Annotated in this window: 18 protein-coding genes; 12 read left to right on the top strand and 6 right to left on the bottom strand. The window is 60.6% G+C overall.

Going from position 1 to position 21,336, the window contains the following annotated elements:
* Positions 1–76: 76 nt before the first annotated feature.
* Positions 77–421, bottom strand: a complete 345-nt coding sequence (locus tag KGA98_RS27125; RefSeq protein WP_056721034.1) for a hypothetical protein — start codon at positions 419–421, stop codon at positions 77–79.
* Positions 422–623: 202 nt separating this feature from the next.
* On the opposite strand from KGA98_RS27125, the gene ppc reads away from it, so the two are divergent.
* The 6 genes from ppc (at position 624) to KGA98_RS27095 (ending at position 7,235) form a co-directional block, all read left to right on the top strand.
* On the top strand, positions 624–3,254 hold the full coding sequence (gene ppc / locus KGA98_RS27120) for a phosphoenolpyruvate carboxylase (protein WP_223504712.1): 2,631 nt from the start codon (positions 624–626) through the stop codon (positions 3,252–3,254).
* A 288-nt stretch (positions 3,255–3,542) separates the two neighbouring features.
* On the top strand, positions 3,543–4,190 hold the full coding sequence (adk, locus tag KGA98_RS27115) for an adenylate kinase (RefSeq protein WP_057716198.1): 648 nt from the start codon (positions 3,543–3,545) through the stop codon (positions 4,188–4,190).
* Between the two features lie 94 nt (positions 4,191–4,284).
* Entirely contained in the window at positions 4,285–4,959 is a 675-nt protein-coding gene (tsaB, locus tag KGA98_RS27110) for a tRNA (adenosine(37)-N6)-threonylcarbamoyltransferase complex dimerization subunit type 1 TsaB (RefSeq protein WP_057716197.1), read from the top strand.
* A gap of 254 nt (positions 4,960–5,213) precedes the next feature.
* Positions 5,214–5,519 (top strand): hypothetical protein, encoded by a 306-nt coding sequence (locus tag KGA98_RS27105; RefSeq protein ID WP_223504711.1) that lies wholly within the window; start codon positions 5,214–5,216, stop codon positions 5,517–5,519.
* A complete protein-coding gene (locus KGA98_RS27100; RefSeq protein WP_223504709.1) occupies positions 5,519–6,379 on the top strand; it encodes a DUF72 domain-containing protein in 861 nt (286 codons plus the stop codon). The genes KGA98_RS27105 and KGA98_RS27100 overlap by 1 nt, the downstream gene beginning before the upstream one ends.
* 34 nt (positions 6,380–6,413) lie before the next feature.
* Positions 6,414–7,235, top strand: a complete 822-nt coding sequence (locus KGA98_RS27095) for an isocitrate lyase/phosphoenolpyruvate mutase family protein (protein ID WP_090453352.1) — start codon at positions 6,414–6,416, stop codon at positions 7,233–7,235.
* A gap of 22 nt (positions 7,236–7,257) precedes the next feature.
* On the opposite strand, the gene KGA98_RS27090 is transcribed toward KGA98_RS27095, so the two are convergent.
* Positions 7,258–7,878, bottom strand: coding sequence for an energy transducer TonB (locus tag KGA98_RS27090; protein ID WP_223504707.1), 621 nt, complete (start codon positions 7,876–7,878; stop codon positions 7,258–7,260).
* Positions 7,879–7,971: 93 nt separating this feature from the next.
* Here KGA98_RS27090 and KGA98_RS27085 point away from each other — a divergent pair, with 93 nt between their 5' ends.
* On the top strand, positions 7,972–8,754 hold the full coding sequence (locus KGA98_RS27085; protein WP_057716192.1) for a class I SAM-dependent methyltransferase: 783 nt from the start codon (positions 7,972–7,974) through the stop codon (positions 8,752–8,754).
* A 132-nt stretch (positions 8,755–8,886) separates the two neighbouring features.
* Here the strand turns inward: KGA98_RS27085 and KGA98_RS27080 are convergent, their stop codons facing one another.
* On the bottom strand, positions 8,887–9,525 hold the full coding sequence (locus KGA98_RS27080) for a TetR/AcrR family transcriptional regulator (protein WP_223504705.1): 639 nt from the start codon (positions 9,523–9,525) through the stop codon (positions 8,887–8,889).
* 93 nt (positions 9,526–9,618) lie between these two features.
* Between KGA98_RS27080 and KGA98_RS27075 the strand changes: the two genes are divergently transcribed.
* The 4 genes from KGA98_RS27075 to KGA98_RS27060 all read left to right on the top strand — a co-directional run bounded on the left by KGA98_RS27075 (position 9,619) and on the right by KGA98_RS27060 (position 16,802).
* Entirely contained in the window at positions 9,619–10,719 is a 1,101-nt protein-coding gene (locus KGA98_RS27075) for an efflux RND transporter periplasmic adaptor subunit (protein WP_223504703.1), read from the top strand.
* A 6-nt stretch (positions 10,720–10,725) separates the two neighbouring features.
* On the top strand, positions 10,726–13,791 hold the full coding sequence (locus KGA98_RS27070) for an efflux RND transporter permease subunit (RefSeq protein WP_057716189.1): 3,066 nt from the start codon (positions 10,726–10,728) through the stop codon (positions 13,789–13,791).
* 1,245 nt (positions 13,792–15,036) lie between these two features.
* Complete coding sequence (locus tag KGA98_RS27065; protein WP_223504701.1) at positions 15,037–15,312, top strand: DUF6124 family protein; 276 nt, start codon at positions 15,037–15,039, stop codon at positions 15,310–15,312.
* A gap of 143 nt (positions 15,313–15,455) precedes the next feature.
* Complete coding sequence (locus KGA98_RS27060; protein ID WP_223504698.1) at positions 15,456–16,802, top strand: Fic family protein; 1,347 nt, start codon at positions 15,456–15,458, stop codon at positions 16,800–16,802.
* 45 nt (positions 16,803–16,847) lie between these two features.
* On the opposite strand, the gene KGA98_RS27055 is transcribed toward KGA98_RS27060, so the two are convergent.
* Genes KGA98_RS27055 through plsB form a run of 3 tightly spaced genes read right to left on the bottom strand, consistent with a single transcriptional unit; the run spans position 16,848 to position 20,516 of the window.
* Positions 16,848–17,537 (bottom strand): DUF4197 domain-containing protein, encoded by a 690-nt coding sequence (locus KGA98_RS27055; protein ID WP_223504696.1) that lies wholly within the window; start codon positions 17,535–17,537, stop codon positions 16,848–16,850.
* Positions 17,538–17,564: 27 nt separating this feature from the next.
* Positions 17,565–17,963: a YbaY family lipoprotein gene (locus KGA98_RS27050; protein ID WP_090453364.1), complete on the bottom strand. Its 399-nt coding sequence runs from the start codon at positions 17,961–17,963 to the stop codon at positions 17,565–17,567.
* Between the two features lie 60 nt (positions 17,964–18,023).
* Positions 18,024–20,516 (bottom strand): glycerol-3-phosphate 1-O-acyltransferase PlsB, encoded by a 2,493-nt coding sequence (gene plsB, locus KGA98_RS27045; RefSeq protein WP_223504695.1) that lies wholly within the window; start codon positions 20,514–20,516, stop codon positions 18,024–18,026.
* A 503-nt stretch (positions 20,517–21,019) separates the two neighbouring features.
* On the opposite strand from plsB, the gene KGA98_RS27040 reads away from it, so the two are divergent.
* Positions 21,020–21,229 (top strand): cold shock domain-containing protein, encoded by a 210-nt coding sequence (locus KGA98_RS27040; RefSeq protein WP_007954750.1) that lies wholly within the window; start codon positions 21,020–21,022, stop codon positions 21,227–21,229.
* Positions 21,230–21,336 lie beyond the last annotated feature (107 nt).

Raw genomic sequence — 21,336 nt, 5'->3', positions numbered from 1 at the left:
GTCTATCAGTCAACGTAGATGTCGAATGTTAAACCGCTTTCGCGAGCAAGCCCGCTCCCACAAGTTCTGTGGAAAATCAGTGTTTCTGTTTGTCCTCAGGCACCGACAAATCGTGCAAATGCCGACGGGACAGCGCCAGAAAGCGCGGGGTCGGCCCAATGTCTTCGTACAGCGGATCGCCTTCTTCATCGGTGGCGACCACGGTCGTGCCCTTGACGTACGGGAAGCTTCTTTCCAGCTCTTCCAGTGCGGCGCCGATCAGATCGCCGAGCAGTTCTTCAGGATGCCGCTTGGGATACATCTCGACGAGCGCGGCCAGGCGTGCGGCAGACTCCACGTCCAGATGAATCGAGTAGCCGGTGTCGGTCAGGCGTCCTTTGGCGTTTTCTTCCCAGTGGTGGGCAAGCTCGCGGATTTTCATATTGACCTCATTGCGCTCCCGCTCGTGGCAGGCAGAGTGAGTGTCCGGCATTGGCCGGCGACAACCGTTGTACGGCTTACCGTTCAGACTAGCCTCAACAGGCAAGGTTTACAGTCCCTTCGTCGTCTTGCTTGTAAGAACCTTTCTGGGGCGGCACTCTCTTGTTTCTTAGCCGCCCGGATTTTTTGCTGGAGACCTGCTGATGACCGATATTGATGCACGCTTGCGCGAGGACGTTCACCTGTTGGGCGAGCTGTTGGGCAACACCATTCGTGAACAATATGGCGACGGTTTTCTCGACAAGATCGAGCAGATCCGCAAAGGCGCCAAGGCTGACCGGCGCGGCTCCATGGACGCCGAGCTCAGCGCCAGCCTCAACCAGTTGACCGAAGATGAGTTGCTGCCGGTGGCGCGGGCGTTCAACCAGTTCCTCAACCTGGCCAACATCGCCGAGCAATATCAGTTGATTCACCGTCGCGAGGAATCCCAAGAGGCGCCGTTCGAAGCCCGGGTGCTGCCGGAGTTGCTCGCGCGCCTGCGCGCCGAAGGACATGGCGCCGACGCGTTGGCCCGGCAACTGGGCCGGCTGGAGATCGAGCTGGTACTCACGGCGCACCCTACCGAAGTTGCACGCCGCACACTGATCCAGAAGTACGACGCCATCGCCGCGCAACTGGCGGCTCAGGATCACCGTGACCTGACCAGTACCGAGCGCGAGCAGATCAAGACCACCTTGCAACGCCTGATCGCCGAAGCCTGGCACACCGAGGAAATCCGCCGCACGCGCCCGACGCCGGTGGACGAAGCCAAGTGGGGTTTCGCGGTGATCGAGCATTCGCTGTGGCAGGCCATCCCCAACTATCTGCGCAAGGCCGATCAGGCCCTGTACGCCGCCACCGGCCTGCGCCTGCCACTGGAGGCGGCACCGATTCGCTTTGCCTCGTGGATGGGCGGCGACCGCGACGGCAACCCGAACGTGACGGCGGCGGTGACCCGAGAGGTTTTACTGTTGGCGCGCTGGATGGCGGCCGATTTGTACCTGCGCGATGTCGATCGCCTGGCCGCTGAGCTGTCGATGCAGCAGGCCAGCGATGAATTGAAGGCCAGGGCGGGAGACAGCGCCGAGCCCTACCGGGCAGTGCTCAAACACCTGCGCGAACGCCTGCGGGCAACGCGTAACTGGGCACATGCCGCCTTGTCGACGCCCGCGCCGGCACCGATCGATGTGCTGCAAGACAACCGCGAACTGCTCGATCCACTGGAGCTTTGCTACCACTCCCTGCACGAGTGCGGCATGGGCGTGATCGCCGATGGGCCGTTGCTCGATTGCCTGCGTCGGGCAGTGACATTCGGTCTGTTCCTGGTTCGTCTGGATGTGCGCCAGGACTCGTCGCGGCACACCGCCGCCATGACTGAAATCACCGACTACCTCGGCCTCGGCCGCTACGAAGACTGGAGCGAAGAAGAGCGCATCGCCTTCCTGATGCGCGAATTGAGCAATCGTCGGCCCTTGTTGCCGAACTACTTCAAGCCTTGCGCCGACACCGCCGAGGTGCTGGCGACCTGCCGGGAAATCGCCGCTGCGCCGCCGGCATCCCTCGGTTCCTACGTGATTTCCATGGCCGGTGCGGCTTCCGATGTACTCGCCGTGCAGTTGCTGCTCAAAGAGTCCGGCGTGTTGCGGCCGATGCGTGTAGTGCCGCTGTTCGAAACCCTGGCCGACCTCGACAACGCGGGGCCGGTGATCGAGAAGCTGCTGCTGTTGCCGGGCTATCGCGCGCGTCTGCAAGGGCCGCAGGAAGTGATGATCGGCTACTCCGACTCGGCCAAGGACGCCGGCACCACCGCGGCGGCCTGGGCGCAGTACCGGGCGCAGGAGCGATTGGTGGAGATCTGCCGCGAGCAACAAGTCGAGCTGCTGTTGTTCCACGGTCGCGGCGGCACGGTGGGGCGTGGCGGCGGCCCGGCCCACGCAGCGATCCTGTCGCAGCCACCGGGTTCGGTGGCGGGGCGTTTCCGCACCACCGAACAGGGAGAAATGATTCGATTCAAATTTGGCCTGCCGGACATCGCCGAGCAAAACCTCAATCTGTACCTGGCCGCCGTGCTGGAGGCGACCTTGCTGCCTCCGCCGCCACCTACGCCCGAGTGGCGCCATTTGATGGACGAACTGGCGGCGGATGGTGTCAGCGCCTACCGTGCCGTGGTGCGGGAGAATCCGCAGTTCGTGGAGTATTTCCGCCAGTCCACGCCGGAGCAGGAGCTCGGCCGTTTGCCGCTGGGCAGTCGTCCGGCCAAGCGCCGGGCCGGGGGGATCGAAAGCCTGCGGGCGATCCCATGGATTTTCGGCTGGACCCAGACGCGCCTGATGCTGCCGGCCTGGCTGGGTTGGGAAGCGGCCCTGAGCAAGGCGCTGGAGCGTGGCGAAGGCGAACTGCTGGGGCAAATGCGCGAGCAGTGGCCGTTCTTCCGCACCCGCATCGACATGCTGGAAATGGTCCTGGCCAAGGCCGATGCCGACATTGCACAGTCCTACGATGAGCGTCTGGTAGAGCCGAATCTGTTGCCATTGGGTGCGCACTTACGCGACCTATTGTCGCAGGCGTGCACCATCGTTCTCGGCCTGACCGGGCAGTCGCAGCTGCTGGCACATAGCCCAGCGACCCTTGAGTTCATCCGCTTGCGCAACACCTACCTCGACCCGCTTCATCTATTGCAGGCCGAGTTGCTGGCCCGTTCAAGAGTGCAGGACGCGGCGCAGGGCAGCCCGGTAGAACAGGCCTTGCTGGTGTCTGTGGCGGGGATTGCCGCCGGTTTGCGCAACACCGGCTAAGGTCTTTGCCATGGGGTCAGGCATCCGGCAGGTGAGCCGGATGCCGCCGTTTGACGGGTGCAAAAGTGCTGCCAGGCGACAGTTAATGACGGGGTTGCGACTTGGGAAACTGTGCGCAATGGTCGCAGGAGGCAGCGGTTTCTCCGACTTTTGGCGTCTTGTGTGGGCGCAGCCTGCTGTGTATCTTGATCAGCCTTTGACCGTTTGGGCGGTCACGACCCTATTTTTGAGATTGGCCCCACGAGGCGAATCTGACGTTATCCATATAAAAAATTGAGGAGCACATCGATGCGCGTCATTCTGCTGGGAGCTCCCGGGGCCGGTAAAGGTACTCAGGCACAGTTCATCACCGAAAAATTCGGCATTCCGCAAATCTCCACCGGCGACATGTTGCGTGCAGCGGTCAAGGCCGGCACCGAGCTGGGCATCAAGGCCAAGAGCATCATGGATGCCGGTGGCCTGGTGTCCGATGACCTGATCATCGCACTGGTCAAGGACCGCATCGCCCAGTCCGACTGCGCCAACGGTTTCCTGTTCGATGGCTTCCCGCGCACCATTCCCCAGGCTGAAGCCCTGGTGACTGCAGGCGTCGAGCTCGATGCCGTGGTTGAAATCGCCGTTGAAGACGAAGAAATCGTCCAGCGTATCGCCGGTCGCCGTGTTCACGAGGCCAGCGGCCGCGTGTACCACATCGTCTACAACCCGCCGAAAGTGGCTGGCATTGACGACGTCACCGGTGAAGAGCTGGTACAGCGCAAGGACGACACCGAAGAAACCGTGCGTCATCGCCTGTCGGTCTACCACTCCCAGACCAAGCCGCTGGTGGACTTCTACCAGAAGCTGTCGGCTGCCAATGGCAAGCCGAAGTACAGCCACATCGAAGGCGTCGGTTCGGTTGAAGCGATCACCGCCAAGGTGCTTGCAGCCCTGAGCTGAAAAGTCTGACCCGCTGCATCATCCACGGCCCGCTTGCGGGCCGTAGTTGTTTATACTGACGCACTTTTTTCCGATCTCTCTTGTGGATACATCGATGAGCACCTTGCTGGCCCTGGACACCGCGACTGAAGCTTGCTCCGTTGCCTTGCTGCATGACGGCAAGGTCACGAGCCATTACGAGGTGATCCCGCGCCTGCACGCGCAGAAGCTGTTGCCGATGATCAAGCAATTGCTGGCCGATGCGGGCACCACGCTGCAAGCGGTCGATGCCATTGCCTTCGGCCGTGGCCCGGGCGCCTTCACCGGTGTGCGCATCGCCATCGGCGTGGTGCAAGGGCTGGCGTTTGCCCTGGATCGCCCGGTGCTGCCGGTGTCGAACCTGGCCGTGCTGGCGCAACGTGCGCTGCGCGAACACGGCGCCACGCAGGTCGCCGCCGCCATCGATGCGCGTATGGATGAAGTGTATTGGGGTTGCTACCGCGAAACGGCCGGGGAGATGCGCCTGGTGGGGGCGGAAGCGGTACTGCCGCCGGAGTCCGCTGCATTGCCGGCCGATGCCGGCGGCGAATGGTTCGGCGCAGGCACCGGTTGGGGCTATGGCGAGCGTATCGCCGTCAGCCTGAGCGGGCAGGACGCTGGCATGTTGCCCCACGCGCAAGACTTGCTGACACTGGCGCGATTTGCCTGGGCGCGCGGCGAGGCGATCGTGGCCGATGAGGCGCAGCCGGTGTATCTGCGCGATAAAGTGGCCACACCAAAGGCGCGTTGATTCACGCAGTACCTGTGGGAGCGGGCTTGCTCGCGAAGGCGGTATAACATTCAACATTTCTGTTGCCTGACACACCGTCTTCGCGAGCAAGCCCGCTCCCACAGGGTTAGTGTTCTGCACCAGTTCTGCCAATCGTCATTTTCTAACCCGGCTTTTAAACCTTTTGCCTTTTATGTGTTCTAGTTATCACTCGGCGGTTTGCGAAGTGGATTTTGCGCCACTAAACTGCCATCACTGATTCCGAGTATGCACTTATGCGTATAGACGGCGTTTCCTCTCAGTCCTACCCCATCAACCGCAAGCCCCGCAAAGGCCGCGTGGTGGAAGACGACGCCATTGATATCGAAGGCGAGCTGGAATTCCCGACTGAAGAGCAACTGGCTGCCCGCGCCGCCAAAGCCTCTGCGCAAAAACTGAGCAATCTTCCCGCCCGTCAGCAAGACATGATTTACCACCGTGCCATGAGCAAAAGCGTAGCGACAGCCCTGGCCAGCTACCTGAGCACCGCCGGTTTCGTCGATTGGGATACGGATGTGCTGGGTCTCGACCTGTACATCTGATGTTGCTGCCGTATTACCTCGGTTGCCCATCCTGGAGCGAAAACGCCTGGCGCGACTACCTGTATCCGCCGGACGCCAAACCCGCCGACTTTCTTGATCTCTATTGCCAGGTTTTCAATGCCGTGGAAGGCAACACGACCTTCTACGCGAGCCCGGCTGCCAGCACCGTGCAGCGTTGGGCCGAAACCATGCCCGAACATTTTCGCTTCACCGCCAAGTTTCCCGGCGAGATCAGCCACGGTGGCGATCTGCGCGAGCAACTGACCGCCGCCGAAACCTTCCTGCAATTGCTCAGCCCTCTGGGGGAACGGGTGTCGCCACTTTGGTTGCAGTTGTCGAAAAGCTTCACGCCCCAACGTTTGCCTGAGCTGGCCGGATTTATCGATGCCCTGCAGCGACCACTGGCTGTTGAAGTGCGGCATGACGAGTTTTTCGCCAAGGGTGACAGCGAACGAATGCTCAACCGGCTGCTGCTGGATCGCGGTGTCGAACGCATCTGTCTCGATCCCCGTGCGCTGTTCAGTTGCACCTCGACCGAGCCTTCGGTGCTCCACGCCCAGTCGAAGAAACCCCGTGTGCCAACGCGGCCGGCGGCATTCACGCAATTTCCGCAGGTGCGTTTTATCGGCCATCCGACGCTTGAGGCCAACGATACGTTCCTGGAACCATGGGTCGAGAAAATCGCGTTATGGATCGAAGAAGGTCGTACGCCGTACATCTTCCTGCACACGGCCGACAACCTGCTGGCCGCGAAACTGGCGCAGCGTTTTCACGCCCGGCTGATGCTGCGTTTGCCTGGCTTGCCGGCGCTGCCTGAGCTATACAGAGAACCCGTCGCCGAGCAACTTGGCCTGCTCTGAGGCGGATTCTTTCCCCTCTTCAGGAGCCTGCCCAATGGATGCGCAAACCCTTCGAGCCCAGGCGTTCAAAGCCCTTCACGAACGCCCCGGGGCATTTGTGATTCCCAATCCGTGGGATGCCGGTTCGGCAAAAATGCTTGCCAGCCTCGGCTTCGAGGCGCTGGCGACTACCAGTGCCGGTTATGCCTTTTCCCAGGGGCGTGCCGATGGCGGATTGACCCTCGACGATACCCTGATGAACGTTCAGGCGATTGTCGCCGCCACCGACCTGCCGGTTGCCGTCGACCTGGAAAACGGTTTTGCCGACAACCCGGCTGATTGCGCCAAAAGTATCTTGCGCGCAGCAGAGGTCGGAGCGGTCGGCGGTTCGATCGAAGATGCCACCGGCCGCGAAGAAGGCCCGATCTACTGTTTTGAACATGCCGTGGCGCGCATCGAAGCCGCTGTGGCTGCCGCTCGCAGTCTGCCGTTCGACTTTACATTGACTGCCCGGGCGGAAAACTTCCTGCACGGCAATCCCGATCTGGCCGACACCATCCGCCGTTTGCAGGCATTCGCCGAGGCCGGTGCCGATGTGCTCTACGCACCGGGCCTGCGCAGTGCCGAGGATGTGCTGGCGGTGGTGCGCGCCGTGGCGCCAAAACCGGTGAATGTGTTGATGTCGGGCGGCTTGAAGCTGACGGTCGCGCAGTTGGGGGAAATGGGCGTCAAACGTATCAGCGTTGGTTCGGCGCTGGCCTTGGCGGCCTATGGCGAATTCTTCCGCGCCGCCGAAGAAATCCAGACCTCAGGCACGTTCGGTTTCACGTCCCGGTCGATGCCGTATCAGAAGGCGAATCAGTTTTTCAAAGGTTGAGGGAAGAGGGCGCGGCTGAGGTTCAGGCGGCGATGCGCAGGTTCTGCAGGATGATCTGGCGCGCCCAGCCATTGTCGAAATCGAGTTGTTTCTGCTGCTCCACCCGTTCTTCTGGCGAGAACGGCGGGAACGGCTTGTCGAGCAGCTCGAGTTCGAACTCGGCGATGGGCAGGTGCAGCGGACGCGGTTGCGGGGCAGGGCCAGCTTCTGGCAGCGGTTGACCGGCGCTCAATACGATCGGGCGAACCCAGCCGCTTTCGAAGTCCTGCTGTTTTTGCTGGGCGACGATTTCGTCCGCCGGGAACGGTGGGAACGGCTTGTCCGCCAGGTCCATTTCGAATTCGGCAATCGGCAGGAACAGCGGCTCGGGCGGGCGGATTACGTTGTCCTTCACGTCGCATTCACGCTGGGACACGATGTGGGCCAGCAGGTCGCTGCCGACCGTGGGTTCAACAGGGCTTTCGAGATCGACCGGTGGAAAATTCAGAGACTCAGGTAGCACTTCACCCGACTGTTCGGCCAGCGCTCGGGCAAAGAAATCCTGCCAGATGTGGCTGACGCCGCTCAGTGCCTGGGTGTTTCGCAGGTTGTAGTCGCCGTAGGGCGAGATAAAACCTGTGATTGTGGGTTGAATGTCTGACATTTCTCTCGGTAGACGCTCAGCTCTGGCAAAATGCTCGATAGTTTTGTTATCGGCAGTTTTTGCCGATCATTAATTTTTTGAGCGTGTTTTCCGATGATTGATCAACCTGCGGCCTGCCGCATCCATGTCCAGGCCCTCGACGCGGCTTTCGAGCCACAAGCCGAGCAATGGGCCGAGCGCCTGGGCTTGCCAATGCAAGTAGCTGACGGCGAATTTGCCTTGCAGGTGGGTGACATGGGCTTGCAGCTGCAACAGCTGGGGCCGGATGCGCCGGGGCCGGTGCGGGTGGACTTCGTCGAGGGTGGTGCGGCCCATCGCCGACTGTACGGCGGCGGCAGCGGGCAGATGATCGCCAAGGCTGTTGGCGTCGCCCAAGGCGTGCGCCCGCGGGTGCTGGATGCCACGGCGGGGCTGGGCAAGGATGCGTTCGTGCTGGCCAGCCTCGGTTGCGAGATGAGCCTGATCGAGCGTCAGCCGCTGATCGGTGCCTTGCTGGAAGACGGCCTGGCCCGTGGCGCGGAAGATTTCGACGTGGCGCCGATCGTGGCGCGCATGCGCTTGCTCAAGGGCAATTCGATCGAGGTCATGCGCAACTGGGAGGGCGAACCGCCCCAGGTGATCTACCTCGACCCGATGTTCCCGCACCGCGAGAAAACCGCGCTGGTGAAGAAGGAAATGCGCCTGTTCCGGCCGCTGGTGGGCGATGATCCGGATGCGCCGGCACTGCTCGAGGCCGCGTTGGCCCTGGCCAGCCACAGGGTGGTGGTCAAGCGCCCGCGCAAGGCGCCTTGCATTGAAGGGCCGAAGCCGAGTCATGCGCTGGATGGAAAGTCCAGTCGGTATGACATCTATCCGAAGAAGGCGCTCAAGCCTTAAGACCGCAGCGCCTGCTTTCGCGAGCAAGCCCGCTCCCACATTCGACCGCGTACTGTCTGACGGAACCAGGTCACCTGTGGGAGCGGGCTTGCTCGCGAAAGCGTCAGTACAAACGCTGCAAGTTCATCTGCCTCAATCAGGCCGATAAGCCCGCATAAACAACCCTACCACCTCCCGCACATGGCTCTCCGCCTCTTCGCCAACCGGCGGCTCGCCGCAGCCATACAGCAAACGGAAATTCCCGGCGCCCTTGAGCAGGCAGAAGAAGTGCTCGGCCGCGTTGTGCGGCTTGTCGATACGCAGCACGCCACTTTCGTCGATCTTGTTCAGCAGGCGCTCCATGCCATGCAGCATGCGCTGCGGCCCGGCCTCGAAGAAGATTTGCGCGAGCTTCGGGTCCTGGCTGCCCAGGGTCATCATCAAGCGGTGCAGGTTCACTGATTCATCACTGTTGATCAGTTGATGAAAACCGCGCGCGATGTTCAGCAGCACGGTTTCCACGGCCACGCCTTCCGGCAGTTCGAAGAACAGCGGTGGCAACTGTTCCTCGCACTTGGCCATCACGGCGGAGGAGAACAGCGTCTCCTTGTCGTTGAAGTGGCTATAGACCGTCAGCTTCGACACACCGGCCTCGGCCGCGACGGCATCCATGCTGGTATTGGCATAACCCTTACTCAGAAACAGCACTTTCGCTGCATCGAGAATTGCCTGGCGCTTGACCAGGTCCTTGGGTCTGCCTGGGCCATTGGGTGCTGAAAGATTGTTTGGCATATTCGTTTTTATTACTGGACTGGTGAGTTTGCTATTAATAACATACTGCTCAGTATAATTATTCAAAGCACCATTAGCGAAAGGTCCTTCACCATGTTCCGCTATGCCTTGTCCCTCGCGTTGCCAGTCACCCTGGCTTTTTTATTGTCTGCGTGTGGTCATGAAGAGGCGCCGCAAGTCAGCGTGCGCCCGGCCATGGTGGTCCAGCCAGAGCCTTCGGCGCAGGCCATGGAAAGCTATCCCGGTGAAGTTCGCGCGCGGTATGAGCCGGATCTGGCGTTCCGCATCGGCGGCAAAGTCAGCCGACGACTGGTCGAGGAGGGGCAGCGGGTCAAGGCCGATCAACCCTTGGCGGAGCTCGATCCCCAGGACGTGCGCCTGCAACTGGAGGCCACTCGCGCCCAGGTCGCAGCCGCCGAAGCCAATCTGAACCTGGTGCGATCCGAGCGTGATCGCTACAAGACCCTGATGGAGCGCCAACTGGTCAGTCGTTCGCAATACGACAACGCCGAAAACCTCTACCGTTCCGGTGAAGCGCGTCTCAAGCAAATCAAAGCCGAATTCAACGTTTCCAATAACCAGGCCAGCTACGCCGTGTTGCGTGCGCCGCAGGACGGCGTCGTGGCCAAGCGCCTGGTGGAAGTCGGGCAAGTCGTGGCAGCCGGGCAAACGGTGTTCACACTGGCCACCGATGGCGAGCGTGAAGTCTTGATCAGCCTGCCGGAGCAGAACTTCGGCCGCTTCAAGGTCGGTGAGCCGGTGTCAGTGGAACTCTGGACCCAGCCCGACCAGCGTCTCGCCGGGCGCATCCGTGAATTGTCGCCGTCAGCCGACCCCAAGTCGCGTACCTTCGCGGCGCGTATCGCCTTCAAGACCGGCACTGTGCCTGTCGAACTGGGTCAGAGCGCCCGAGTGTTCGTGCAGGCCGCCGACGTGGTTCCACTGTCCGTTCCGCTGTCTGCGCTGACGGCGGAAAACGGCGTGACCTATGTCTGGGTCGTCCGCGCCAACAACACCTTGCAAAGGACCCCGGTGCGGGTCGGTGCCTTCGGCGAGAAAACCGTACCGGTGCTTGAAGGACTCAACGCCAGCGACTGGGTGGTGGCCGCCGGTGTTCATGTGCTTCTCGAAGGGCAGCAGGTGCGCCCGGTGGATCGCTCCAATCGCGTGGTCAATCTGGCGGACAAGGAGTAAGCCCCGATGCGCTTCAACGTTTCCGAATGGGCGCTGCGTAATCGCCAGATCGTCCTGTTCCTGATGCTGTTGCTGGCCATCGTCGGCGCACTTTCCTACACCAAACTCGGCCAGAGTGAGGACCCGCCGTTCACCTTCAAGGCCATGGTGATTCGCACCAACTGGCCGGGGGCGACCGCCGAGGAAGTCTCGCGCCAGGTCACCGAACGCATCGAAAAGAAACTGATGGAAACCGGCGAATACGAACGCATCGTGTCGTTCTCCCGCCCCGGCGAATCCCAGGTGACCTTCATTGCGCGCGACTCCATGCACTCGGTGGAGATCCCGGAGCTCTGGTATCAGGTGCGCAAGAAGATCAACGACATCCGTCATACCCTGCCGCCGGGGATTCAGGGACCGTTTTTCAACGATGAATTCGGCACCACTTTCGGCAATATTTACGCCCTGAGCGGCGAGGGTTTCGACTACGCCGTGCTCAAGGATTACGCCGACCGCATCCAGATCCAGCTGCAACGGGTCAAGGATGTGGGCAAGGTCGAGCTGCTGGGGTTGCAGGACGAGAAAATCTGGATCGAACTCTCCAACGTCAAGCTCGCCACCCTCGGCTTGCCGTTGGCGGTCGTCCAGCAAGCCCTTGAAGAACAGAACGCGGTGTCGACGGCAGGTTTCTTCGAAACCAGCAGCGAGCGCTTGCAGCTACGGGTGACGGGGAATTTTCAAACGGTCGACGAGATCAAGAACTTCCCGATCCGGGTCGGTGATCGCACCTTCCGCATCTCCGACGTGGCTGACGTGCGCCGTGGTTTCAACGATCCACCGGCACCGCGCATGCGCTTCATGGCGCAAGACGCCATCGGCCTGGCGGTGGCAATGAAGAACGGCGGTGACATCCTGGTACTGGGCAAGGCGCTGGAAATCGAGTTCGCCCGCATACAGAAAAACCTCCCGGCCGGCATGGAGTTGCGCAAAGTCTCCGACCAACCGGCGGCGGTGAAAACCGGTGTTGGTGAGTTCGTGCAAGTGTTGGTCGAGGCGCTGGCCATTGTGTTGCTGGTGAGCTTCTTCTCCCTTGGCGTGCGCACCGGCATGGTGGTGGCGCTGGCGATTCCGCTGGTGCTGGCGATGACGTTCGCGTGCATGTATTACCTGGGCATCGGCCTGCACAAGATCTCCCTCGGCGCGCTGGTACTGGCCCTGGGTTTGCTGGTGGACGACGCGATCATCGCCGTGGAAATGATGGCGATCAAAATGGAGCAGGGCTTCGACCGGGTCAAAGCGGCGAGTTATGCCTGGACCAGTACCGCGTTCCCGATGCTCACCGGTACGCTGATCACCGCGGCCGGCTTCCTGCCGATTGCCACGGCGCAATCGGGCACTGGCGAATACACCCGTTCGATCTTCGAGGTGGTCACCATCGCGCTGTTGGCGTCGTGGGTGGCCGCGGTGGTCTTCGTGCCGTACCTCGGGGAAAAACTCCTGCCGGACCTGGCGAAGATTCATGCCGCCAAACACGGTGCCGGCCAACCCGATCCCTATGCCACGCCGTTTTATCAGCGCGTCCGGCGTCTGGTGGAGTGGTGCGTGCGCTGGCGCAAGACCGTGATCCTGGCGACCGTGCTGCTGTTCATCGCTTCCATCGTGTTGTTCAAGTTTGTGCCGCAGCAGTTCTTCCCGGCATCGGGTCGCCTGGAGCTGATGGTCGATCTGAAACTGGCCGAAGGCGCTTCGCTGAGCAACACCGCCGACGAGGTCAAACGCCTCGAAGCACTGCTCAAGGATAAGGCCGGGATCGACAATTACGTGGCCTATGTCGGTACCGGTTCGCCACGATTCTACCTGCCGCTGGATCAGCAACTGCCGGCTGCGAGCTTCGCCCAGTTTGTCGTCCTGGCAAAAACCATCGAAGAACGGGAAGCCCTGCGCACCTGGTTGATCTCAACCCTTAATGAGCAATTTCCCGCTCTGCGTTCGCGGGTCACACGCCTGGAAAACGGTCCGCCGGTTGGCTATCCGGTGCAGTTCCGCGTGACCGGGGAGCACATCGAGGAGGTGCGAGCGCTGGCGCGCAAGGTCGCGGCCAAGGTTCGCGAGAACCCGCATGTGGTCAATGTCCACCTGGATTGGGAAGAGCCGAGCAAGGTGGTGTACCTGAACATCGATCAGGACCGTGCGCGGGCGCTGGGCGTGAGCACAGCCAACCTGTCGAGGTTCCTGCAAAGCTCCCTGACCGGCTCCAGTGTCAGCCAGTACCGTGAAGACAACGAGTTGATCGAGATCCTGTTGCGCGGCACCGTGCATGAGCGCACCGAGTTGTCGTTGCTGCCGAGCCTGGCGGTACCGACCGATAACGGTCGCAGTGTCGCGCTGTCGCAGATCGCGACCCTGGAATACGGCTTCGAGGAGGGCATCATCTGGCACCGCAACCGCCTGCCCAACGTGACGGTTCGCGCCGACATCTATGGCAAGGAGCAACCGGCGACGCTGGTGCAGCAGATCATGCCGACCCTCGATCCGATTCGCGCTGAACTGCCGGATGGCTACTTGCTGGATGTCGGCGGCACGGTGGAAGACTCGGCGCGGGGACAGAATTCGGTGAAGGCCGGCGTGCCGTTGTTCATCGTGGTGGTGCTGACCTTGCTGATGCTGCAACTGCGAAGTTTCTCGCGCACGGCGATGGTGTTTCTGACGGCGCCGCTGGGGTTGATCGGGGTGACGCTGTTTCTGTTGGTGTTCCGCCAGCCCTTTGGTTTCGTGGCCATGTTGGGGACTATCGCCTTGTCCGGGATGATCATGCGTAACTCGGTGATTCTGGTGGATCAGATCGAGCAGGATATTGCGGCGGGGCTCAAGCCTTGGCAGGCGATCATCGAGGCGACGGTGCGGCGGTTCCGGCCGATCGTGCTGACGGCGCTGGCGGCGGTGTTGGCGATGATTCCTCTGTCGCGCAGTGTGTTTTTCGGGCCGATGGCGGTGGCGATCATGGGGGGGTTGATTGTGGCCACGGCGTTGACGCTGCTGTTTTTGCCTGCCCTTTATGCGGCCTGGTTTCGGGTTCGCAAAGAGTCGGTTTGAGGGGGTGACCTTGGCGGCCTTCGGGCCGACCAGGCTGTTTTTTGATGGTGTACATATCCATTCCTGCGGTAACGGCCACTGGCGGTTTCGCCCTTACGGCGACTCACTTTTTTACAAGCGCCTAAAAAAGTAAGCAAAAAACGCTCGCCCCGAACGTACGGCCCCTCGCCTAGGCTCGGGGTTCCTTCGCTCCGGTATTCATCCGGGGGCATTGCCCTCCGGTCGGCTTCGCTTCGACCTACATGCAATGAGTTCGACTGCGTCGAACGGCGCTGCGCGCCAATCCCCGGATGAACACCTCCACTCAGCCTCCCGAGGGGGCGGGTGGATCAAGATCAAAAGCTGCAGACGAGCTAACGCTCGACCTGATGAGTGGTGAAAATCAGTGGGTGTACGCCGACCCATTGTGGGAGCGAGCCTGCTCGCGAAGGCGGCCTGACAGCCGACCTGTTTCTTCCGAATGTACTCGGTCAAATTGTGGGAGCTGGCTTGCCTGCGATAGCGGCCCGACAGCCGACCTGTTTCTACCGAATGTACTCGGTCAAATTGTGGGAGCGGGCTTGCCCGCGAAGGCGGCCTGACAGCCGACCTGTTTCTTCCGAATGTACTCGGTCAAATTGTGGGAGCTGGCTTGCCTGCGATAGCGGCCCGACAGCCGACCTGTTTCTACCGAATGTACTCGGTCAAATTGTGGGAGCGGGCTTGCCCGCGAAGGCGGCCTGACAGCCGACCTGTTTCTTCCGAATGTACTCGGTCAAATTGTGGGAGCTGGCTTGCCTGCGATAGCGGCCCGACAGCCGACCTGTTTCTACCGAATGTACTCGGTCAAATTGTGGGAGCGGGCTTGCCCGCGAAGACGGCCTACCGGCCGGCCTGATTTTCCCGACCATGCTCAATTCAAAATGTGGGAGCGAGCCTGCTCGCGAAGGCGGCCTGACAGCCGACCTGTTTCTTCCGAATGTACTCGGTCAAATTGTGGGAGCGGGCTTGCCCGCGAAGACGGCCTGCCAGCCAACCAATCCCTCACAGATGTACCCGATCCAATTGTAGGAGCGAGCCTGCTCGCGATGACGGACTTACAGTCGACAATGTTTATCGCCAAAGCCAACCATTCAGACCATTCCCACAAGACTTTCAGCTTGCCCGTCAGAAGCACGATCTCTAGCCTTTGCCTGTCGCTACCAATTCAGTGATCGGGACTGCAAGCCCGCCAAAATGTTAGGCGCCTACTTTGGGAGCTTCGCAATGATCAAAGACAGTCCAGATCCCTCTGCCTCTGAATCCGAAAAACAAGTGTCACACCGTCCTTGCCCAATTTTCACCATCCGCCCAGGCGTCGATTCCGAAACCCTGCTGGTCCATGCCTATGAAACTCTCGCCTCTGCGAATGTAATGGCAACCGAACTGTCGTCCATCCTGAGCGGCCCAACCTGCAATCTGGCACTCGGCATTCAGCAGATGATCGTCCTGGCGCAGCTATCAGTGAATCGCGTCCTCGATCAGCTGGATCAGCAGCAATAGCCAAAGGCAGAAGCCCGCTGAACCTGGACCAACCAACGGGCCTTCATTGTTCCTACATCTATCTCGGACCCGTCTGATATTGAGGCTAAAAAGCTCAGGTGTTGTACTCAGAGCCCGGTTTCACGCATGTTTGAGACAGCGCCATGAAAAATCCACCCACATTGAGAGGCCGGTCCGATCCGGTGTTTGATCGGCTGTTGCGATCGCCCCACAAGGAACGCCTTTCGGAGTACCTCGCCTTGCTCAAGCCCCTGGACGATCAGGGGCGTTACCTGCCGTTCGATTCATTGCGCTACCGCTGGGCGCCCGGGTTGGATTCGAACCTGTGCTGGGCCTTGGTCAAGAAAGCGCGGACTGCACAGTATTCGAGCCTTTTGCCATTGGGTGAACCGTCGTGCTGGCTGAAGTTCATGCTGACGCCTCAGGCGCAAAAAGCCATTTCCGTAGTGGATCGTCAGGCGACAACCGCAGTGCTGGAATACATGACCGGCCAGATTGGCGAGCGCGCTCATTTCAGCTATTTGCTCAATGATCTGATCGAAGACGAGGCCATCAGCAGCAGCCAGCTCGAAGGTGCGGCCACCACGACGCGGGTGGCCAAGGACATGCTCAAGCGCCATCGTTCGCCGCGCACGCCGGATGAGCGAATGGTCATCGGTAACTTCAAGATGATGAACTTCGCCTGGGAGCAGCGTTACGAGCCACTGAGCGTTGAGCTGATCGCAGCCATGCATCGAGTTGGCGTCGAGGGGATCGACGATTCGCAGTACTCGCCTGGAGCATTCAGGACCAACGATGACGTCGTAGTCCAGGATGGCGAGGGCAACACCGTGCATTCGCCACCGCCTGCAACAGGGCTCGTGTCACGTTTGCAGGGGCTGGCGAAGTGGATCAATCAACCCCACAACAACCCTCATCAAGCGGACTACCTTCATCCATTGATCAAAGCCATCGCGCTGCATTTTGTCTTGGGTTACGAGCATCCTTTTCGCGACGGCAACGGTCGGGTAGCGCGTGCGTTGTTTTACTGGTTCATGTTCAAAAATGACTTCTCGGCGTTTCGCTACATCGCCATCAGTGATTTGTTGCGCAATGCGCCGTTGAAGTACGGGCGGTCGTATTTGAATACCGAGGCGGATGACCTGGATCTGACGTACTTCATCGATTTCCAGTGTTCGGTGGTGTTGCGGGCTGTGGGCAGTTTTACCGGGACGTATCGGAAAAGTCTGGACGATGCTGAGCAATTTGATTGCTGGTTGCGTGAAAGTGGTTTTCTCGACCAGCTCACCGAGAAACAGCGGGCATTGTTTCAGGTAGCCAGGAGCGGAATGGCCAAGGAGTTCACGGCGGTCAATGTGAAGGAAAATCTGGGTTGCTCTTACAACACGGCATCAGCCACGCTAAATGGGCTGGTCGCGTTGAAGTTGTTCGAGAAACGCAAGATGGGGCGCGAGTGGGTGTTCTTTCTAAGGCCCGTATCAGCGGCCTGAACCTTTGTGGGAGCAAGCCTGCTCCCACAGGTTTTGTGTCGCGGCTCAGAGCGTACCAAACACCTTCTTCGCCAGACTGGTCGCCGCAGCCGCCGGGTTCTGGCGGATGGTTTCTTCCTGTTTGCCGATCATCTCGAACAAGCCATTCAACGCTTGCTCGGTGACGTAGTTTTCGACGTTGGCGTTTTTCGCATCCACTACGCCCATGGTCGCCGCTTGCCCGGCGAACGAGTTGTACTGCTGGGCCAGGCCAACCTTGTCGGTGGCTTGCTTGACGATGGGCAGGAACTTGGCGCGGATCTGTTCGCGGCTGGTCTTGTTCAGGTATTGGGTGGCCGAGTCGTTGCCGCCGCTGAGGATGCCCTTGGCATCTTCCACGGTCATTTTCTTCACGGCATCGACGAGGATTGGCTGTGCCTGGGTGACGGCGATTTCCGCCGCTTTGTTCATGCTGGCTTCCAGTTCATCGACCTGATCACCCATGCCGAACTGTTTCATCTTGCTCGCGACTTTGCCCAGTTTGCCCGGCAGTTCGATTTTCACATCGGGGTTGTTGCTGAAGCCGCCCGGGGTGCCGAGTTGTTTTACGGCCAGTTGCGCGCCTTGGGTCAGGGCGTCCTTGAGGCCGCCGGTGGCGTCTTTCTGCGACAGGTCGCTGAGGGATAGCGCCAGGGCGTTGGCACAGATCATCAAGCCTGCGCACAGGCCGGCAAAGCGGAGGGTAGGGCGGAACATGGCAACTTCCTTTTTCGAAAAAGACACTTAGCGGGCCGGGTCGACACGGACCTTCAGCGGTTGTGGATCGGTGCCGTCCAGGCGCACGGCATGATTCTCGGTGGTGATGAACATCAGTTTGCCGTCGACTTCGATGCGCGCGTTCACCGAGTAACGGTGGTTGGGCTCTATCTTCAGCGGGTCGTAGCTGAGATGGAAGGCCAGCGGCACCTGCCCTTTGATCTGGCCGCGCTGTTCGTCGATGACCTTCGCCGGGGCATCGGCGAGTGAAATGTCCTGCAGGCTGACACTCAGGACCGCCGTCGGTGGCAGGGCGATGCGTTGCAGGTAGAAGACTTCTCCATCAAGGGAAGCCTTGGGCGCCGGTGTCGGGTGCTGGCAGGCTGTCAGCAGGATGGCGGCTGCGATCAGTGGCAGTTTTTTCATCGGTCAATCTCCGTATCGAGGGCGCCAGAACCGACTGGCGCCCTGATCAATCTAGACGGTTTACAAAGGAGGGGTGGCGTCGGCTGCATCTTCACTGCGATGCAACGCCACCTGACGGATCGACAAACGAATCTCCGCCGGCAATACGCGCTTGGCCGCGCCTTCGGCCAGTTCACCGAGCAGTTCGTGATAGCTCAGCTTGCCCGCTTCATCGCGCTTGAGCACGTCAAGGTCGAGCATCGTCTGGATGAAGTGGCGGAACAGGCTCTTGTCGAAGAATTCCGGGGCGTTCAGGCCATGCAGGATCGACAGGCGTTGGGCCATGACCGTGCACAGGTCTTCCAGTTCTTCGGCGCTGATGCTGTTCTGGCCGCTGTTGAGCAGCAGGGACACGGTCATGTAGAAACGCTGCAAGGTCTGGGCGATGCTTTTCGACAGCAAGGTCAGCAGCACGAAATGCCGCGAGCTTGGCGCCGGGCGCAAGTACACGTCGTTCTCGAAGCGCAGCAGGCCTTGCTCGACGAACGCCTCCAGCCATTGGTCGATCACCGCATCCAGTTCGTCCAGCGACCAGCGAATGAACAGCTCCGCTTGCAGGTAGGGATACAACGCGCGGGTGTAGCGCAGGATCTGTTCGCGACTCATGCGCGAAGCGCTCTGGAAGAAGCTCGCCAGCAACGCCGGCAGCGCGAAGATGTGCAGTACGTTGTTGCGGTAATAGGTCATCAGGACGGCGTTTTGTTCGTCCAGATAGAGAATCTTGCCCAGGGCATCGCTTTGCTCGGACAGCAGGTCCATGTCCTTCACATGCTCGATCAACGCCCGGCCATCGCCTTCCGGCAAGGTGGTGTGTGGCGAATAGGGGACCTTGCGTAGCAGCGCCAGGTACAGATCCAGCACCCGCGCCATAGCCCGGTCATCCAGCGCCAGTCGGGTGGTCGACAGCAGCGCCAGCGCCACCAGGTTGACCGGGTTGATCGCCGCCGCTTCGTTGAGATGCCGGGCGACTTTCTCGCCGAGGCGGTTAGTGGTTTCGTTGAGCCAGGCCGGTCTGAACTGCGGGCCGAGTTCCTGTTGGCGCCAGTCCGGCTGTTCGCTGTCGAGGAATTCCGCCAGTTTGATCGGCTCACCGAAGTTCACCGCCACCTGGCCGAAGCGCTGCTTGAGTGCGCCAATGACTTTGAAAATATCGAAGATCGACTCTTTCTTCTTGGCCGCACCGCGCAGTTCGCCGAGGTAGGTCCGGCCTTCCAGCACACGCTCATAGCCGATGTACACCGGCACGAAGACGATGGGCATGCGCGATGAGCGCAGGAAGCTGCGCAGGGTGATCGCCAGCATCCCTGTTTTCGGCTGCAGCATGCGCCCGGTGCGCGAACGGCCGCCTTCGACGAAATACTCCACCGGGAAACCCTTGGTGAACAGGGTATGCAGGTATTCGTTGAACACCGAGGTGTACAGCGGGTTGCCCTTGAAGGTGCGGCGCATGAAGAACGCACCGCCGCGACGCAGCAGGCCGCCGATCACTGGCATGTTCAGGTTGATGCCCGCGGCAATGTGCGGCGGGGTCAAACCGTTGCGGAACAATAGATAGGACAGCAGAAGATAGTCGATGTGGCTGCGATGGCACGGCACGTAGATCACTTCGTGACCCTGGGCGACCTTCTGCACGCCTTCGATGTGGTTGACCTTGATACCGTCGTAGATCTTGTTCCAGAACCAGCTGAGCACCACTTCCATAAAACGGATCGCAGTGTAGGTGTAGTCCGAGGCGATTTCGTTGCCGTAGCGTAGCGCTTGAGCTTTGGCTTTCTCCGGCGAGATGTTCTCGCGCTCGGCTTCGTCGAGGATCGCTTGTTTGACCTGTGGCTGGTTCAGCAAGCCTTTGACCAGGTTGCGGCGGTGGGAAATGTCCGGGCCGATTACCGCAGCCTTCAGGTTGCGAAAGTGAACCCGCAGGATGCGCTGGGCCATGCGCACGGTGCGTTCGTGGCCCTTGTCGTGCTCGATCAGTTCGCGCAGGTGGATCGGCGCGGAGAACTGCACGCGGGTCTTGCGTCCCAGGACGATGACGCTCAGTAACCGACGCAGACGCCCGGTAACGGCCCAGCTATCGGCGAACAGGAGTTTCCATGGGCTGTTTTCGCTGTCCGGCGACTGCCCCCAGAACACGCTGACCGGGATGATCTGCGCATCTTCGGCGGCGTTCTGGCTCAGGGCGCTGACCAGGCGGGTCAGTGTCGGCGGCGCTCCGCGCTTGTCCTGGCGGCCGAGCCAGTCCGGGTCCGGCGTCAGGTAGAAGAACGCGGCAGGCTCCAGCAGGTTGCCCACCGATACCGGCAGTACCGGGCGTGGCAGGCCGGCCTTGCTGCATTCGGTGTCGACCACGGCGAGGTCGGTCAGCGAAGGGTTTTGCAGGACGTAGAACACCGGACGACTGCGGTCGAGGTTGAGGGTGAACGACGACTGGTTGATCGTCTCGGAGCGAACCCAGAGGTACAACAGTCGGCGCAGGGTGCCAAACACAAGACGGCGGAACGGGGAGCGGGTCATACGGCTTCTGCGTGAGTGAATAAAACCGAGCGTTTGCTCGGGAGGTCGTAGGGGGTCTTCTCAATTAGTTTCCGCGCCGCGTTGTCGCCTTAAAGCGGGCCAGGCAAGGCGCAGGCCGCTGGGAATGGTTGTTCCCTTTCCAAGGCCTGTAACGCAGCCTGGCCCGCTTTAAGGCACAACCCGAAGGGCCGGGCCTGCTGTTTTGCAGGGCTGCGTTGCTCGAAGCTTATTTGGAATGACCAAACCACGCTTCTCGCGCCTTGCCCTGCAAAACAGCAGACCCGGCGCGGCGCGGAAACTAATTGAGAAGACCCCCTAGTGTGCCGGATTCGCTGAAAATCGGCAAAAAAGCGCGAAAGTAAACTCTTGTTGAGAGTTTTAACGTCTGTCATATACTCGGCGCTCTGTCGCCGTTGCCCTCATGGGACCGGTATGCGCAGGCTGACGTTCCCGAGGCTTTCCTGCGAAAAGCCCGACCAATAATAAAAAGGGAGTATGAACAAATGGCAACACGCGAAACCGGCAACGTGAAGTGGTTCAACGACGCCAAGGGCTACGGCTTCATTCAGCGCGAGGACGGGGTGGACGTGTTCGTGCATTACCGCGCGATTCGCGGTGAAGGCCACCGTTCGCTGACCGAAGGCCAGCAGGTTGAATATGCGGTGGTGGAAGGGCAGAAGGGGTTGCAGGCTGAGGATGTGGTGGGGTTGTAATCCACTCTTCAGATCACGCAAAACTACTGTGGGAGCGGGCTTGCTCGCGAAAGCGGTGTGTCAGTCAAAGCTGATGTCGACTGATGTACCGCTTTCGCGAGCAAGCC

The sequence above is a fragment of the Pseudomonas sp. BF-R-24 genome (genome assembly GCF_019947335.1).
Classification (GTDB): Bacteria; Pseudomonadota; Gammaproteobacteria; order Pseudomonadales; family Pseudomonadaceae; genus Aquipseudomonas; species Aquipseudomonas jessenii.
This window is presented reverse-complemented; position numbering and strand designations above follow the sequence as displayed.